The sequence below is a fragment of the Sorangium sp. So ce176 genome, from assembly GCF_051519835.1.
GTDB classification, from domain to species: Bacteria; Myxococcota_A; Polyangia; order Polyangiales; family Polyangiaceae; genus Sorangium; species Sorangium cellulosum_G.
Window position 1 is genome coordinate 8,330,490 of the sequence record NZ_CP150371.1, and the last position, 14,433, is coordinate 8,344,922.

Annotated in this window: 17 protein-coding genes; 7 read left to right on the forward strand and 10 right to left on the reverse strand. The window is 66.5% G+C overall.

Translation table 11 applies throughout. From position 1 onward, the window contains the following. Positions 1-27: 27 nt before the first annotated feature. Positions 28-525 (forward strand): RNA polymerase sigma factor, encoded by a 498-nt coding sequence (locus WMF42_RS31305; protein ID WP_437686409.1) that lies wholly within the window; start codon positions 28-30, stop codon positions 523-525. Then, on the forward strand, positions 522-857 hold the full coding sequence (locus tag WMF42_RS31310; RefSeq protein ID WP_437686411.1) for a hypothetical protein: 336 nt from the start codon (positions 522-524) through the stop codon (positions 855-857). Before WMF42_RS31305 ends, WMF42_RS31310 begins: the two co-directional genes overlap by 4 nt. Positions 858-1,348: 491 nt before the next feature. Here WMF42_RS31310 and WMF42_RS31315 read toward each other — a convergent pair whose 3' ends face one another. The 3 genes from WMF42_RS31315 to WMF42_RS31325 all read right to left on the reverse strand — a co-directional run bounded on the left by WMF42_RS31315 (position 1,349) and on the right by WMF42_RS31325 (position 3,150). Then, positions 1,349-2,101, reverse strand: a complete 753-nt coding sequence (locus WMF42_RS31315) for a hypothetical protein (RefSeq protein WP_437686413.1) — start codon at positions 2,099-2,101, stop codon at positions 1,349-1,351. Positions 2,102-2,506: 405 nt separating this feature from the next. Continuing rightward, the gene (locus WMF42_RS31320) at positions 2,507-2,764 is read right to left on the reverse strand and encodes a hypothetical protein (RefSeq protein ID WP_437686415.1); all 258 of its coding nucleotides are present in this window, start codon (positions 2,762-2,764) and stop codon (positions 2,507-2,509) included. An 86-nt stretch (positions 2,765-2,850) separates the two neighbouring features. After that, positions 2,851-3,150, reverse strand: a complete 300-nt coding sequence (locus WMF42_RS31325; RefSeq protein ID WP_437686417.1) for a hypothetical protein — start codon at positions 3,148-3,150, stop codon at positions 2,851-2,853. Positions 3,151-3,326: 176 nt separating this feature from the next. On the opposite strand from WMF42_RS31325, the gene WMF42_RS31330 reads away from it, so the two are divergent. Beyond that, on the forward strand, positions 3,327-3,818 hold the full coding sequence (locus WMF42_RS31330) for a hypothetical protein (RefSeq protein ID WP_437686419.1): 492 nt from the start codon (positions 3,327-3,329) through the stop codon (positions 3,816-3,818). Between the two features lie 257 nt (positions 3,819-4,075). Here WMF42_RS31330 and WMF42_RS31335 read toward each other — a convergent pair whose 3' ends face one another. Further along, a complete protein-coding gene (locus tag WMF42_RS31335) occupies positions 4,076-5,182 on the reverse strand; it encodes an IS1 family transposase (protein WP_437686421.1) in 1,107 nt (368 codons plus the stop codon). 676 nt (positions 5,183-5,858) lie between these two features. Here WMF42_RS31335 and WMF42_RS31340 point away from each other — a divergent pair. Then, entirely contained in the window at positions 5,859-6,632 is a 774-nt protein-coding gene (locus tag WMF42_RS31340) for a phage antirepressor N-terminal domain-containing protein (protein ID WP_434042711.1), read from the forward strand. A 762-nt stretch (positions 6,633-7,394) separates the two neighbouring features. On the opposite strand, the gene WMF42_RS31345 is transcribed toward WMF42_RS31340, so the two are convergent. Further along, positions 7,395-7,568 carry a hypothetical protein gene (locus tag WMF42_RS31345; RefSeq protein WP_437686423.1) on the reverse strand — a complete coding sequence of 58 codons (174 nt, stop codon included), beginning with the start codon at positions 7,566-7,568 and terminating at the stop codon, positions 7,395-7,397. A 340-nt stretch (positions 7,569-7,908) separates the two neighbouring features. Then, positions 7,909-8,340, reverse strand: coding sequence for a hypothetical protein (locus tag WMF42_RS31350; RefSeq protein WP_437686425.1), 432 nt, complete (start codon positions 8,338-8,340; stop codon positions 7,909-7,911). A gap of 373 nt (positions 8,341-8,713) precedes the next feature. Between WMF42_RS31350 and WMF42_RS31355 the strand changes: the two genes are divergently transcribed. The 3 genes from WMF42_RS31355 to WMF42_RS31365 all read left to right on the forward strand — a co-directional run bounded on the left by WMF42_RS31355 (position 8,714) and on the right by WMF42_RS31365 (position 11,870). After that, complete coding sequence (locus WMF42_RS31355; RefSeq protein WP_437686427.1) at positions 8,714-9,814, forward strand: IS1 family transposase; 1,101 nt, start codon at positions 8,714-8,716, stop codon at positions 9,812-9,814. 447 nt (positions 9,815-10,261) lie between these two features. Next, positions 10,262-10,861: a hypothetical protein gene (locus WMF42_RS31360; RefSeq protein WP_437686429.1), complete on the forward strand. Its 600-nt coding sequence runs from the start codon at positions 10,262-10,264 to the stop codon at positions 10,859-10,861. Continuing rightward, positions 10,848-11,870 carry a hypothetical protein gene (locus WMF42_RS31365; RefSeq protein ID WP_437686431.1) on the forward strand — a complete coding sequence of 341 codons (1,023 nt, stop codon included), beginning with the start codon at positions 10,848-10,850 and terminating at the stop codon, positions 11,868-11,870. Before WMF42_RS31360 ends, WMF42_RS31365 begins: the two co-directional genes overlap by 14 nt. A 7-nt stretch (positions 11,871-11,877) precedes the next feature. Here WMF42_RS31365 and WMF42_RS31370 read toward each other — a convergent pair whose 3' ends face one another. The 4 genes from WMF42_RS31370 to WMF42_RS31385 form a co-directional block, all read right to left on the reverse strand. Beyond that, positions 11,878-12,093, reverse strand: coding sequence for a hypothetical protein (locus WMF42_RS31370; protein WP_437686433.1), 216 nt, complete (start codon positions 12,091-12,093; stop codon positions 11,878-11,880). A gap of 29 nt (positions 12,094-12,122) precedes the next feature. After that, on the reverse strand, positions 12,123-12,689 hold the full coding sequence (locus WMF42_RS31375) for an RNA polymerase sigma factor (RefSeq protein ID WP_437686435.1): 567 nt from the start codon (positions 12,687-12,689) through the stop codon (positions 12,123-12,125). Continuing rightward, positions 12,686-13,024: a transcriptional regulator gene (locus WMF42_RS31380; RefSeq protein WP_437686436.1), complete on the reverse strand. Its 339-nt coding sequence runs from the start codon at positions 13,022-13,024 to the stop codon at positions 12,686-12,688. The genes WMF42_RS31375 and WMF42_RS31380 overlap by 4 nt, the downstream gene beginning before the upstream one ends. Before the next feature lie 296 nt (positions 13,025-13,320). Then, positions 13,321-14,157, reverse strand: a complete 837-nt coding sequence (locus WMF42_RS31385; RefSeq protein WP_437686438.1) for a hypothetical protein — start codon at positions 14,155-14,157, stop codon at positions 13,321-13,323. Positions 14,158-14,433: the final 276 nt, after the last annotated feature.

A 14,433-nucleotide genomic window follows, 5' to 3' on the forward strand; every position in this document is an offset into this window, starting at 1 on the left:
GCACGACACGCCAGCCAGCACCCGCCGATGGAGGCCATCCTTCGGGAGCGTCGCCTCATCCGCGCTGTGCTCCATGCGGGCGGCGTCGCCGCTCGCGACCGCGCCGACGTAGAGCAACAGGTGCTCCTCGCCGCGTGGGACGCCGTGCGGCGCAACATGTACCGGCCCGATCCGGCCGATGACCCGCGCCGCGCGATCCAGCGGTGGCTGTTCGGAGTCTGCTGGAGGAAGGTGTCGCACCACGTCAACAGCGCGTGGAGCCGCCGCGCCGTGCTCCACGCGCAGCCGCTCGGCTTGCTCCGTGAGCCCGTCGGTCCGAACCTGGAGGCGCAGGTCGCCGCGCGCGAGGTCCTGGAGGCACTGACCGAGCTGAAGCCCTGGCAGGTCGAGGCGCTGCTCTCTGTCGACGACCCGGAGAGCCTCGTCCAGTACGCCAAGCGACGCGGCATGAGCCCGGGGACGGCGGCGTCGAGGCTCAGGATCGCTCGGGAAGCACTCGATCTGAAGCTCCGGAGGCGCCGATGAAGCTCCGCGATCCGAAGCGCCCCGTGGCTCTCACGCTCCCCGGCCGGCCGGTCACGCGGCGCGTCTCCCCTGCGGACATCGAGCGCTACCTCCTCGAGCGCGGCTACCGCGGCGTCCGCTCAGCCCAGCCCGGATCGCCCCGGGACGTGGCGATCGTGTGGCTCCCGCCCACCGGGCCGACCTACCCCGACCGCTACGTGGAAGGGCCCCGCGTGCGCTCCCATCGCCTGGAGGAGGCCATCAAGGCCATCGCCCGCATCGAAGGGCGCACGCCGGGAGAGGTGTTGCTGGAGATCTCCGCGATGGCGCGGATGGCTGAGGACGGCGGGTAGACCAGCCGCCCGCCGAGCCCCGGTCTCTCGCTCGCGCCAACTGAACAAAACGACAGCGGCGCCGCCGGCCTGAGCCGTGGCGCCGCTGTCGCCCCCCTCTGAGTTGCCAGGCGCTATAGGCTAGCGCTTAGCGTCGCAGGTGTGGGTTCGGTTTCCGCCTCGGCGGCTGCCGAGGCTTCACCGACTTGCCCGGCAGGGGCCTTCGCCCCTCGTGCCGGACGCGCGGCTTCTTGCCGCGCTGCTTCGTCTTCTTCATGTCAAAGACCCTCAAACTGGAGAAAACCAGCGCGAATGGCGCCGCTCTCGCGCAGGAGGACCTTGACTCAGTCGTAGAAAAGCCGTAGCCTACGACTTGGGACTGTTTGGAGTCGTTGGTCCGTCACTACGCGGAGCAGCGCGGAAAAGCAGCATTGAAGGCTCCTCGGCGGCAACCTTGGAGCTTTCGCTGCTTTTGGACGGCTCGGTCCGGCGGCGATCGATCTAGACTAGCCCTACACGTCGTCCTCCTGGTTAGAGGCGGCGTCGACCTCCGACGGATTCACGCCGGCAGGCGGATTCTCGCGGAGGAAATAAAGCCACATCCCCGTGCCCGGGTCCTTGCGCGCGCGCGCAAACGGGCCGCCGCGTTTGGCTGAGCGGCTGAGGACCTGCTGGACGTAGTCGTGCTTCACGTTTGGGTAGAGGCGCTCCAGCTCGGAGATAATCTTGTGTGCTGTCAGCCCCTCAGCGGTGGCCTCGCGTAGCACCCGGTAGATCCTGCCTGTAGGCCCCGCTTCAGGCGCCGCGGCCCTCACCTTTTCTCGCTCCAGCAGCAGTTCGCGCTCGAATCGCTGGCGTGCGCGCTCGAGTTCGCGCTCGCGTTCGCGCATCGCGAGTTCGCGCGCGCGTTCGATTTCGAGTTCCCGCTCGCGAGCGAGAGCGCGAGCGCGCTCTCGCTCGCGCTCAGAGTGCGCGAGTTTGATGTTCTGGTCGGATGGCTCGGCGGTGCGATGCTGGGGAGCAGGCAGGAGTGCCGTGCCGCCTTGCTCGGGGGCGGCAGTCGACACGTGCGCGTCAGACAGCGCGGGGCTCGCTGGTCGAATGCCCGGCGCAGCCGGCGTGGCGGGCATCGCTTCCACCGCGATCATGAGACCGCTCAGGATGCGGACGCGGGTGACGACGTCGAACTGGCGCAGGCGTTCAGCCAGCTCCTGCTCGACGCGCCGCACCTCGCGCTCGTGCTCCAGTTGTCTCGCGATGTCCATGGTGGACCCATCCATGGATCGGCTCGGTCGTGGGCGCAAGTGATCGAGTGATCATTTGCCAACCGGAGCCCATCAACACGATGGCCACGGGCGCGATGAGAATTGGCACGATTATTGCTTAATCAAGTCAATTCGCGTGAATATTTCGTGGAGGAGCGCCGGAGTCGACGCGTGAGCCACTGGCTGGCTGCCGAGCGGTGTTGACTGACGAGGGCCCGACGCCGATCACTGCCGGCGCTGAGCAATCCTACTGTGTAGACTGATGTGGTCTTAGATGGGATTCGCAGAATCCGAACACGATCCACCTTTGACGTAAATGTGCGCTGTAGGCACCCGGTCAACGCAGTAGGCCTGGTCGGCCTCGTGAGCAATGACGACTGCGCCGACGTCCGCGACGTGCGTGCTCTACGCGCCCCGCTTCTTCGCCGTCTTCGGTGGAGGCTCCGGCGGCATGTGCTGCGCTGGGTCCCAGCCCTTCGCGCGAAGCTCCCGGTTGAGAAGCTCCCGGAACGCGGTGCCCTCGGTCGCGCGCGCCTCAATCCCCTGCGCGCGGAGCGCAACTGCCCGCTGCTTCGCGAGCCACTTCAGCCCGGCGCGCTCCTCCTTCGTGAGCCGGATCGTGACGTTCTCCGTGAGCCTGACCTCGCCGTCGTCGATGTCCATGTAGGGCTTCGTAGCGCTCCAGGCTGGCCGATGCACGACGCGCGCGCGACGTTGCACGACGCGCGTCGTGCGACGCCGCACGGCGGTCACGCCGCCCTCTTCGGCGCGTCGCACGCGTCCCAGCGTACGGTGACCTCCCAGGGGCCGCGGTCGGGCGAGAAGCCAGCAGCGCGGAGCGCCTCGGCGATGAGGACGAGCATGCGGATCTCGGCGCTGCGGCTCGACGCGCTGAGGATCTCGATGGCCGCGGTCGTCCCGTGCGCGCGGCGGACGACGATCGTCTCCCCCTCAGCGAGCGCCGAGAAGCGGCCGCTCTTGAAGGCGAACGAGATGCGGAAGGCCTTCGCGATGGCCGGGATGATCGTCTCGTTCGCCGTCGTCGTCATGCCCAGAACATGGGCACTACGTCGTGCGTGCGCAAGACATTGCACGACCATTGTCTTGCAAAAGGTAGGATAAGGTACGCGACGCCGCGGCACATCGCGACCGAGGCCAACTGAACGCACACAACTGAACTGCCGTAGAGTTACGCGGTCACCTCATAGGCCTGTAGCGTACATCCATGGCAGTGACCTACAAAAAGGTACAACAGGTATATGATCTCGCCAGAGATCATGTCGAGATCTCCATCGGAATCATCAAGAACCTAATGTCTAAGGTTCATTCATTAATGTCGTGGGATGGGCCATTTACCTATGCAAACGTGAGCCCCACAGACACAACTCGCGCTGTCGACTCCTCGTTTCTTGTCGACGCGGAAGGCGTCGTGACATGCGCGATAGAGCTCACGATAAAGTCCGGGAAGAAAGGGAGCAACGAAGCGTCGTCGCCAAACGACCTGACGCTGCTGCTCCCAGTTTCATTGTATACCGACCCTCACAGCGCAGACCGCGTGATGACAATCGGGCGTGTACAGGCCAAGTGGGACGTTAATACGCTCGAGAGCGACGCCGTCGCGACTGTGCGCTCGGCATTTATCAAATGCCTAGCGCAAGAGATGCGCAGATCGATCATTCGATCTCAGTATTTTGCTGACACGCCACGTAACCAATGATACCGCCGGCGGCGTCGAGTATGGGTCTGTACGCCGCGCGGCCTACCAACGCATAGCCAACTAATCTGCCTGCGACATATAGCGGCAGCTTGCCGCTGCTGATCGCGCGCCCAGACCCCAGCGCTTCGTCGGGGCCGCCTTGGACGACCTGGAGCCACCCCCGCCCGTTCGGCAGCATGCGCTGGCCGCGGCGGCCGAATCGTGTCTCGTGCGACATCCGCATACATGGATCGCCAGCGATCCACAAACAAGCGGAATTACCCAGATTCGTCGAACAGGCTCAACTGCACCATCCTGCGCGGCCCCGGTGCGGGCGGCGGATCTGACGGCGGGGGCTCCGGCTCCGGCTCAGGCGACGCCGCGACAGAGGCCACGGGCGGCGGCTGCGGCGCCACGGGCGCTGACGGGGCCGACCCGCCCGGCAGCACGCGCAGCCACCCACGCCCGGCCGGGAGCTCGCGAGCCGGCCCCTGTGGCTTCGGGATGGTGAGCGGCTGCGGCTCGGGCTTCTCGCCCGCGGGCTCGGCCAGCGCGGCGACCATGAGCATCTCCAGCGTCCACACGGTGTCCGTGACGCCGGCCGCCATCGCCGGGGTGACCCGCATGTTCCGCGGGATGTGGCAGAGGTTCGTGTAGACGTAGTGCAAGGCGATCGCGGCGCTGTGCCGAGAGAGCTTCTTCGAGAACGCGAGCGTGCGGCGGCGCAGCCTGGCGTTCCACTGCCGCGCCGTGAGGTTGCTCCGCTCGATCGCGTAGTTCGTCGCCTTCGCGGGGTCCGGCGTGCCGAACACGGCGCGCTTCTGGATGAAGTCGACGCCGCGCGGCACCGCGTACTTCTCCGAGACGCCCGGCTTCCCGGGGCGCGAGGAGAAGTTCTTGACGGTCTGCATGTACGGCACGGCCGGCCCGAAGTTCGCGGCGATCGGCTGCGCGTACAGCCCGAGCCCGTCGGTGGTGATCTGCGGCATCACCGCGAGGCGCGCGCGCACGTCCTCCACGAGCGCATCGGCGCTCTCCTGGTCACGCTTCCCGACGTGCCAGGCGATGATAAGCTTGCTGGTCCGGCAGATGGCCGCCCACGTCCACTGCTCCCCGACGTCGGCCCCGTCGCCCTTCGCGGCGTCCACCTTGATCTGGCGCTTGCGGCACCAGGAGTGCTGCTCGTCGAGGTCTACGAGCGGGCAGGTCAGGTCGCGCACCAGCCGGTCATGGAGCCGCGCGCAGCCCTCGCCGACGAGCTGACCGAACCGGCCGATCGTGTCCTGATGGACGCCGGTCATGCGCGACGCCGCGCGGATGCTGGTGCCGTTCACGAGCGCGGCGAGCACCTCTAGCCGCCGCTCCGCTGGGAGCACGTTTGCCATGGGCCTTGCACCTCTCCGGACGCGAGCCCATGATCGCAGTGCGACGTGCGTCGGGTGGGCCACCATCCGGCGTTCCGCAGCCCCGCCTCGGGTTCCAGCCGAGGCGGGGCGCTTTGCCTGTGCAAGTGATTATAGCCTCTGTTTCCTGCGTCTCCAGCGCCGCTAGGACACCGGGTGTCCTAGCCTCCCTTACGGATCCAGCGCAAAACAAGGGGCGTTGTGCACAGTCAAGGGGAACGGGCGCGCCGTGTGACACGGCTTGTCCTGCGGGCGGCTGGGTGCCTTGGCATGCGCCTGGTGACGGCTTCCTCACGACGATAGCTGCGGCCAGTCGTGCCGCGCGTACTGCCGGACCTTGGCCCTCGCTGGCGACGGCATCGTCGCGGTAACGCGGGACTGCGACGGCTGGGCAGTACACGGTTCAGATTCTGGACTATCTGGACCAGGCAACTTACGGACATCGCGGTGCCGGGGCGGAATGCACACACGAACTCCATTTGCATCTGTGCAAGGCAGCGACGAGCCCATGCGTCTGTGCGCATCAATGCAAGAGCACGATCTTGCTGGAATGTGCCGGGCGGTTTCACGCACTGAACGGGCGGCACGGTTTATGGACCGACGAGGCCGGTCGCACGTGATGCGACGGCACAGCGCTCGCGACCCGGAGGTTGACCGGATGGGTGATTCGGCGATCGTGAAGTTCACGTTTCATGGGGACGTACTGGATGTGGTCCCTGGCGATGGGGCGGTACGCGTTGCCATTCGGCAGGTGTGCGAGGGGCTCGGGGTCGATTTCTCCAGGCAGCTGCGCAAGCTGAAAGAAGACCCGGCGGCAACCGTGGACATCATGTCCACGGTTGCAGAAGACGGGAGAATTCGCGAGGTTGCGTGCATCGACATCCGATCGCTACCGCTCTGGCTGGCGACCATCCATCCGAGCAAGGTCAAGCCGGAGGTCCGAGCCAAACTCGTCGCCTACAAGCGCGAGTGCGCCGAGGTCCTCGCCGACCACTTCCTCGGCCGGCGTGCCGGCGACATCCTGGAGGAGAGCCGCGGGGCCGCAGCGGCGGTCCCCAGTCTGCTGCAACGCATTGAGGACCTCGAGGATACGCTCACCTCGCTGCCGAAGGTGGTCACCGACCGCCCCATGCTCGGCATCGGGGCGGCGCGGCGGTACATCCTCGACCCGTTGCGCGAGATAGCGCGCCTAAAAGCGGCTGCGATCGAAAAGGCGGGCGACGCCGTCGTTGGTAAGCTGCGGTTCCTGGCGGACCGCTCGCTGCGCGCTGAGCTCGGGTTCTCGCTCGCGCCAGCGCACACCTGGGCGAACTTTCCGACGGCGCGCCTCGGGGAGGCTTGCGTTGCGATCGCGCGCATGAGGGCGGAGGCGCTGGTACTGCTCGGTGTGGTAAACGCCTCGAAGCAGCTGAAACTGAAACAAGTTCAGTAAGGTGCACCACGTCGCCTGTGGCCAGCCGGCCGTGGTGTCGCTTCGCAGGCAGACCATGCCGAGCCGGCCGTGGCGACGGGGCGCTCGCCTCATGGCGGGATCCTGTGGTGAGGACGGGTGGGATAGAGGATGGCGCGGACGCGGGTGCGTCGAGACCAATACTTGCCGGTGGTCAGGCCGCCTGGGTGCCGTCTGCCCTAATTAGGGCACCACCAGCGCGCTCGCCCGCGACCACAACGCGTCCTGGTCCCCCCGCGAGCGCGCTCGCCCACGACCACAACGCGTCCTGGTCCCCTCGCGAGCGCGCTCGCCCGCGACCACGATGCGTCCTGGTCCCCTCGCGAGCGCGCTCGCCCGCGACCACAACGCGTCCTGGTCCCCTCGCGAGCGCGCTCGCCCGCGACCACAACGCGTCCTGGTCTCCTCGCGAGCGCGCTGGTGATGTCCGGAACCACATAGGCTCCATCCGCATTCCGGACACTCGCGCGGCGGATCCCGGACACCCCGCTCTACTGAAGCGAATCTGAAGCAACTGAGGGCGCTCAGCCCGGAACCTCGAACGCAGCCCGCGAAGGGACCTAATAATGCAGTGCATCGAGAATGACGCGACAGTGCCCGCCGACGCAGGTGCGAACCTGCCCGACTTCTACACCTATGTGTGGCTAGATCCTGATTGGGAGCGCCGCTACATCGCTGCTTCCCCAGAGGGGCAGCGCGCCATGCGCACGAGCGGCGTCAAAATCCAGTACCGGCACGCGCCGGTTACGACAGGTCGTCTGATGGTTCCTTCCCCTCGTAGACCGCTCCACACGCCGGGCACGTGAAGCGGCCACCTGACCTGATCTGATTGAACGGGACCGTCATCTGGTGCCCGCAATTCTCACAGTTGATCTCTGCCGGCGGGATCTCGTCGAAGCCTTCAAGCTCGATCTTCATGGGCGCCTCCCTGTTGCGCGACCCTACCACGTATTCAGCTCTGCTCGTCAGCGACGGGTTCGTCACCTCGACTCGCGCATGTAGATCAACCCGAGGTCACGCCCATGACTCGCGATCCTGCACTCTTCGAGCCGACGGCAGGCGTCTCCGGTAGCTCCACGACCTTCGACAGGGTGTGACCGCCGTGTTCCAGGATGAGCCGCGCTCGCATGCGGCTCACTGTACCAGACATATGGCGACGTCGTCGCCGGAGGGTAGTGCCGTGTCCAGTGATCGATCAGATGTCGTCGAGTGGGTATCGCCAGAAGAGATTCTGGAGTTCGTTCTGGCGACCATCAACTCAGCCCGGCGGCTTGACCCCGTGCCCCCGCAGCATGGCGTCGAGCCCTGCCTGGAACACCTCCCGGAACAGGTCTTCCGGGTCGGTCTTCGTGATGGATGCGAGCGTGGCGAATCCATCGCCGTCGACTAGCTCGTCTATCATCTTGTGCTCTCGCGACGACGTGTTCTCCTCGTTCCACCCGGCACGGCGTGCCCTCCAGGCCGCTAGGTTCACGGCGCCATTCGGCAACTGCTCCTCGTTCATGATCGCAGCGCGAGCCTCCGCTCGCTGACGCGCAATCTTGGACGCCTCAAGAGACGCCTGCCGCGCAAAATCAGCGATTAACTCGTCGGTCATCTGTGGGCCGCCAATGTGCCTCAAGCGAGCCTGCCATGGCACCATCGCCTGGTGCAAGTCACGCGTAAGACCCTGTAGGATGTCGTCCTTCATGCGCCGTCCTTCCCCGCGATGTTGCCCGCATCATCGGCGCGCGGGCGTTCGCCTGTCAATCGGCGGATAGACAGCGGATCGATGCGGCGACGCTGGCACGGGTTCCACGCCATCCGCTGGCGCTCGCGACCGACGACGAGAAAACGCCGTCAAACAGGCTGTAATCGCGCACGAGGGCTAGGACGTCCGCTGTCCGACCGGGCTCATCAAGAGCGAGCCGGCGATCTCTAAAGTGGTAGACTAAGGGCCTTAGCGAAAGCGCCCGTCCGTAGCTGGTAACTACGGACGGGCTGCAACACACCCCGTGGAGGCCCACAGAGCGCGCGTCGCAGCCGCATCATGGGCCGACCCGGGGAGAGAGGCAAGGCCCGTCATGCCCGCTCCGCTCCCGTTGGAGACGCGCGTCCGCGTCGCGTCCGCTCTCGTGGAAGGCAACTCGATCCGCGCCGTCGCGCGCATGGTCGACGTCGACAAGGGAACCGTGATGGCCCTGGCGCTCCGCCTCGGCGAGGGCTGCATCCGGCTCCACAGCCGCAAGGTGCGCAACCTGGCGGCGCATGTGATCCAGATGGACGAGATGTGGAGCTATGTGCAGAAAAAACAGGCGCGCGTGACCGCGAAGGACGCCGTCGAGCACGGCGACGCCTACCTCTACGTCGCGCTGGACGCGAACACGAAGCTGGCGATCTCCTACCACGTTGGCAAGCGCGACGGGGAGAACACAGAGGCGTTCGTCAAAGACCTTCGCGCGCGGCTCACGGTCGTCCCGCACGTCACGAGTGACGGCTGGCAGCCGTACATCGAAGCGATGTTCGCAAACTTCCGCGGCTCGGCGGACTACGCCCAATGCGTGAAGAACTACCGCGGTGGACCGCAGCGCTCGCCCGACCACAGGTACGAGCCGAGCCGGGATGTCTTCGTCACCAAGACACCCGTCTTCGGCGCACCCAAGGACGAGCTCATGAGCACGAGTTTCGTCGAGCGATTCAACCTGACCACGCGTCACACGGTCGGCCGCACGCGCCGCTTGTGCTTGGCGTTCTCGAAGACGATTCGCGGGCACCGCGCCGCGATCGGCCTGGGGATCGCCTCCTACAACTGGGTCCGCGCGCACGGCACGCTCGGCACCACCCCGGCCGTTGCGGCTGGCCTGGCAGAGCGCCCGTGGACCCTCGCCGAGCTCGTCATAGCGGCTCTCGCCGAGGACGACACGGCGCCGCCCGTCCCGCAGCCGCTCAAGTTGGAGCCGCGCCCGGGGGAGGAGCCTACGCCCGCTCGCGAACTCCCGGGCGGCAGGGGATGGCTCCGGCTCGTCTCGGGCGGGTCCGGCTCGTCGGCGCCCTCTGCCCCGCAGCCGCCGCCCGTGGCGCTCGTCGCGGCCCCTCCGGAGCCGGAACCCCCGCCGTCAGAGCCGTCTCCCGCGCCGCAGCCGAGGGGGATGGTCCAGCTGAGCTTGTTCGGCGACGCCGAATAACTGCACGCGTTGGCGCTACTTATTAGTTTAGTTGTTGCAGTTCCGTCGGTAGCGGATGTCGCGCCGTCGTCGATCTTCCTCCGCCGTCCCCTGCGCACGCAACCCGAGCCACCCAAGGGTCGACCTCCAGGCATGGACGATCGCCTCCCGGAGGGGCTCGCAGCGAGAGCCTTCCCGATCCCAGCAACGAGCCAACCTGGACGCCCTGATCGTACTCCAGTGTGGATGGAATTGTGGTTGTGCACCAAAGTGAAACTGCGGACGTGCCCGGACGGTTGGGCCTCCGTCCAGCAGAGGCTGGATATGTTCTCCGCGGACTCCGTCCTGTCGAGTTTTTCGCCTAGAAGTCAGGCGCATGTGCCACCCACGATCTGGCCAGCGATGTCAAGTAGCTGGCATGCCATCCCAGTGGCCGCGTGCGGTCCGGCGAATTACAATCCTGTCGCCATGTACCGCCCCACGAACATCGGCCAGAACGACGGGTCGCCCCAGGCTGTGAGCGAGGTCGACGGCGGCTCGCGTCACGCGCGCAGTGGGTTTCGCAAAGCACTTGCACTGGCGCTGCAAGCTGCCCGACAATCCGAGCCCATGCCGGCTTACAAGTACGAGGCCAGCCTCCGGGCCATCGACGGCTGCCCGCCGCCGTGCTCTCTCCCGAACGGGGTGGCATTCCGCGTCGTGCACAACCCAATTCGTCCGCTGGATTTCGAGCCCAAGGCTGCGCAGCCGAACGACGATGACGCAGTTGAGGAGGAGCCCAAAACTTGCGGAGACTGGGGCCTGTCGATGTTCACGTCTCTGGCTTCGATTCAGAAGAAGTGGGGGAAGCTGATCGGCAAGTATCCACATTTGTCGAATGACGTTGGGGATCACGTTGCAAGTGGGCAACTGACTCCGTCGCATGGTGGCGTGACCAAGCCAAACAAGGAGCACCACTTTAACCTTTATGAGTTCCACGGCGCAGACCTGCCCACCGTGTTCACGGTGGTTGCACGGATCAATGTGATCGTGCCGAACGCGCCAGGGGCGTACAATGCAACTCGTTAGCGTCGGCTATGAGCTTGGCCAACTACCAGTTGAGCTCACAAAAGAGCGCGTCCTCGAATATTTCGAAGGCGAGCGGTTGGTGCTGCTGCGCTCCGGAGCAAAGGACCCATATCTTAAAGTTTGGTCGAACACAGACGGTTACTTGGCTCGCTGGTTCATTTTTCGCCTTATGGACAGCGATGTAGCTCGGTTTCTGCACCGAGATCGATCGCTGCGCGAACTGATCCTCGGTGCCAGAGACGGCCACGTGTATCTAGTAGACACGAGAGGGGCGTCGATTCGTCGTGTTGCCTTCTTACGCGTGAAGGATATCCCAGAGCCTGACCTGCCGTCAGAGGAGTCATACTACGACGACACGTTAACTCCAGAGTGCACGGCGAACGCGTCGACAGACCAACTCGTGCTGCTGGACGGCGACTGGGACGCGACCAAGCTTGCGGCGTTCGAGCGTAGATATGCCCAGATCTATGCATTTAATGCGCTTTTTGGCTCGGAGAGCGGCAACGACATCATGTCGCTGGAGAATCGCTTCGGCAACCATACGTTCACTGGATCTGGGTGGTCGTACGTGCACGCATTTGATCAAATTGTGGCGTCGTCGGCTGACAAGCCACAATTTGTGGCTATACAGGTTTCGTCGCCTGGGATGGTTCGCTACGGAGTCGACGCAGACTATGGGGCGCGCGTGCGCAGCGCGCTAGCCACAATGAGAGATGAATTTGAGGAGGTCGAGAAGAGGTATGGCGCACTTCACGACAACCTTTTGTGGGTTACGAGGCAGGCTCGTACTATCGAAGACGAGGAAGTACTGGACAGTTTTTTGTCTGCCCCAAACGAGGCAATAAAACAACCAGCTATATGGCTCGCCAACAAGCTCAATCTTGATCCGGAACGTGTGTGGTTCGTGTGCAGCTACGATGTTACGGCTGGAGAGTTGGTTGCAGCCTACTACCGCAGACTACGGGAGCTCTATAAGTGGGAGCTCGACACTCGTGCTGTCGTCGTGTAGACGCCTACTAGTCGCGCCGCACGAAATGACGCTCCACGGCATCAAGGATCTGCAAGGCGCCGCGCGCCTCGGCGACGGCTTCGCGCTCGGCGCGGGTCCTCGCCTCCATCTGAGCGGCGAGGACGTCGGCCCAGAGTCGCTCGCGGTCCCATGGGTAGACGGGGTAGCCCTCCAGGGCGCGCGCCCGTTCGGCGAGGTAGAGGAGGTCCTCGGCGATCAGCACGCGGCGCTTCTCGCGCTCGTCTCGGGCGCTCATCGGCGCCACCGCCTGATCTTGAGGGCCAGCGCCTCCCGAGCGATGCGCAAGCGGCTGGCCGCGGTGCCCGGGCTCATCCCGCGCCGCTTGGCGTACGCGACGAGCGACTCCGGGTCGTCCACGGAGAGCAGCGCCTCGACCTGCCACGGCGGCAGGCTCGCCAGCGCTTCCAGCACCTCGCGCGCCTGGAGCTGCGCTTCCAGGCGCGGACCGACGGGCTCGCGAAGCCTGCCGAGAGGCTGCGCATGAAGCACCGCACGCCGTACCCACGCGCTGTTGATGTAGTGCCCGGCCTTGCGCCAGCTGATGCCGTACAGCCACTTCCGGAGCGCCCTGCGGGCGTCCTCTGCGGGGTCGGGCCTGAACATGCCGCGACGCACGGAGCGCCACGCGCCCATGAGCACCTGCTGCTCCACGTCGGCACGGTCGCGCGACGGGACGCCGCTCGCGATGAGCACGGCGACGATGACGCTGCGCTCCGCAAGGATCGCCTCCATCGACGGGCGCTTCCTGGGATGTCGTGCGGCAGGCGGGCTCTGCGCCCCCTTCCGCGGGCGCTTCACCCGCTCCTCCCGCACGAGGGGCAGCGGTCAGCTGCGACGAGTCCGCCGAGCAGCTGCTCAACGGTGACGCCGGCCGCCTTGGCGGCGCGTTGCGCGGTCGCAGGGGAACCAGGGGCTCGCCCGTTCGCGATGCTCTCGACCGCGACGACGGACAGGCCCATCACTTCGGCGACGCATGACCACGAGCCGTACGCGGAACGAAGGTTGCGCAGCGCGGCACGGAGGCGCTTGCGCTGCGTGGGGGTGAGGGAGAGGCAGGGGATGGATCGGCGGCGGCGCGCGGGCGCACCTTCGCCTTCTTGCTCGCCCGATGGCGAACGGACTACGGTCAACATGTCGGACCTCGTAAGAGCGGGGTTCGGCCACGCGGCCCGGGGTGCTACCAACACCCGCGGGCCGCACTACTTCCGGCGGAAAGCCTACGGACCGATCACGAGGTCACAACAGATATCAGCATTCCGGACACTGCATTTTCAGGTTCCGGACACCTGATCTCGCAAGGTGCCTATTCCGGACACTACCAGCGCGCTCGCCCGCGACCACAACGCGTCCTGGTCCGCCGAGATGGTTCTTGTGGAGAATGCTTGGCTTTTGACGGCGACGTGAGCCGCCTCACAACCTCAAGCGCGGCTCACGCCGGATCGGCCAGGGGCTCCTCTTCCGGTTCCGGCGGCGCCTCCATGGACGGCGCCGACGGCGCGGCGGGCGCCTCGGGGACGTCGGTGGCGCCGCCGTTCGAGCCTGCCGGCCGCGACTCCCACGCCGCGAGCGGCGCGAGGAGCGCCGCGCTGACCGCCTCGCTGCCGGGCACGTCCGGGTCCGCGTGCGCGGCGACCCGGGTCGCGTAGTCGCGGAGGGCGGCGAGCGTCGCCAGGAACGCGGCGCGCACGTCGCCCGTCGGAGCGCTCTCGGGCTTCGGCGCGGTGATGTGCAGCGCCCGGCCATAGGCCTCGTGCGCCTCCTCCAGGTGCGCGAGGAAGCCCTCGCCGCCGAGCTTCTTGAACGTGCTGTCGTGCCGCGCGCCGCGGATCGCGTCGAGGCGCGCCTTCGATTCCTTCCATTCGAGCTTGTACGGGAGCCGGGTGAACGAGAGGCCGTCCGGGAAAAGGAGCTTGAAGAGCTCCTTGGCCTCATCGAGGCCCGGGTTCCTCTCCGGCGGGAGCTTGCACCAGCCTCCGAGCCAGTCGAACGTCCCGCTCCACGCGTTGTCGAGGAGGCGATCGGCCTTCGGCTTGGTCCTCGTCTCGACCGGATCGCCCCCCTGCGGCCGGGTGAGCGCCTCGAGCGCGGCGACCGCGGCGACGAGGCGCCCCCTCGATCGCCCGATCGCCTCCGGGAGCCTCTTCGGCTTGAGCTGCTTCTCCCTGGCGTCAGCCACCGTGATGAGCTCCGTGGCGAGCACGACCGACTCGGCGGCGGTGAGGCGGGGGAGAGCGACGAGATCCTGGGAGGTGAATGAACGTGCCATGGTGGACTCCTTCCCTGAGACGGCCTGATCAACCAGGCCGGGGCGGAACGCCATGGCAAGAACGGAGCCGCGCACGGCACCACGAGGCCTCGCGCTCTTCACCGCGCCGCGCAGGCCTCCGGCCCGGCGCGGCCAGGCATGGCGTGGACTGGTCGGCCTGGCCGGACCTGGCCGGCCTGGCCGCGCGCAGGCCAGCGCCGGCACCAGCACCAGCACCAGCGCTGCGCGCCGGCACCAGCGCTGCGCGCCGGGCCCTCCGGCCCCGGAGCGCACGCT

What these genes read in the sequence shown, in the direction of transcription:
- WMF42_RS31355 (WP_437686427.1), top strand. Translation starts at nt 8,714, where the DNA reads ATGCCCGCTCCGCTCCCGTTGGAGACGCGCGTCCGCGTCGCGTCCGCT.
- WMF42_RS31350 (WP_437686425.1), bottom strand. Translation starts at nt 8,340, where the DNA reads ATGAAGGACGACATCCTACAGGGTCTTACGCGTGACTTGCACCAGGCG.
- WMF42_RS31325 (WP_437686417.1), bottom strand. Translation starts at nt 3,150, where the DNA reads ATGACGACGACGGCGAACGAGACGATCATCCCGGCCATCGCGAAGGCC.
- WMF42_RS31330 (WP_437686419.1), top strand. Translation starts at nt 3,327, where the DNA reads ATGGCAGTGACCTACAAAAAGGTACAACAGGTATATGATCTCGCCAGA.
- WMF42_RS31315 (WP_437686413.1), bottom strand. Translation starts at nt 2,101, where the DNA reads ATGGACATCGCGAGACAACTGGAGCACGAGCGCGAGGTGCGGCGCGTC.
- WMF42_RS31310 (WP_437686411.1), top strand. Translation starts at nt 522, where the DNA reads ATGAAGCTCCGCGATCCGAAGCGCCCCGTGGCTCTCACGCTCCCCGGC.
- WMF42_RS31320 (WP_437686415.1), bottom strand. Translation starts at nt 2,764, where the DNA reads ATGGACATCGACGACGGCGAGGTCAGGCTCACGGAGAACGTCACGATC.
- WMF42_RS31305 (WP_437686409.1), top strand. Translation starts at nt 28, where the DNA reads ATGGAGGCCATCCTTCGGGAGCGTCGCCTCATCCGCGCTGTGCTCCAT.
- WMF42_RS31340 (WP_434042711.1), top strand. Translation starts at nt 5,859, where the DNA reads ATGGGTGATTCGGCGATCGTGAAGTTCACGTTTCATGGGGACGTACTG.
- WMF42_RS31365 (WP_437686431.1), top strand. Translation starts at nt 10,848, where the DNA reads ATGCAACTCGTTAGCGTCGGCTATGAGCTTGGCCAACTACCAGTTGAG.
- WMF42_RS31380 (WP_437686436.1), bottom strand. Translation starts at nt 13,024, where the DNA reads ATGTTGACCGTAGTCCGTTCGCCATCGGGCGAGCAAGAAGGCGAAGGT.
- WMF42_RS31360 (WP_437686429.1), top strand. Translation starts at nt 10,262, where the DNA reads ATGTACCGCCCCACGAACATCGGCCAGAACGACGGGTCGCCCCAGGCT.
- WMF42_RS31335 (WP_437686421.1), bottom strand. Translation starts at nt 5,182, where the DNA reads ATGGCAAACGTGCTCCCAGCGGAGCGGCGGCTAGAGGTGCTCGCCGCG.
- WMF42_RS31385 (WP_437686438.1), bottom strand. Translation starts at nt 14,157, where the DNA reads ATGGCACGTTCATTCACCTCCCAGGATCTCGTCGCTCTCCCCCGCCTC.
- WMF42_RS31345 (WP_437686423.1), bottom strand. Translation starts at nt 7,568, where the DNA reads ATGAAGATCGAGCTTGAAGGCTTCGACGAGATCCCGCCGGCAGAGATC.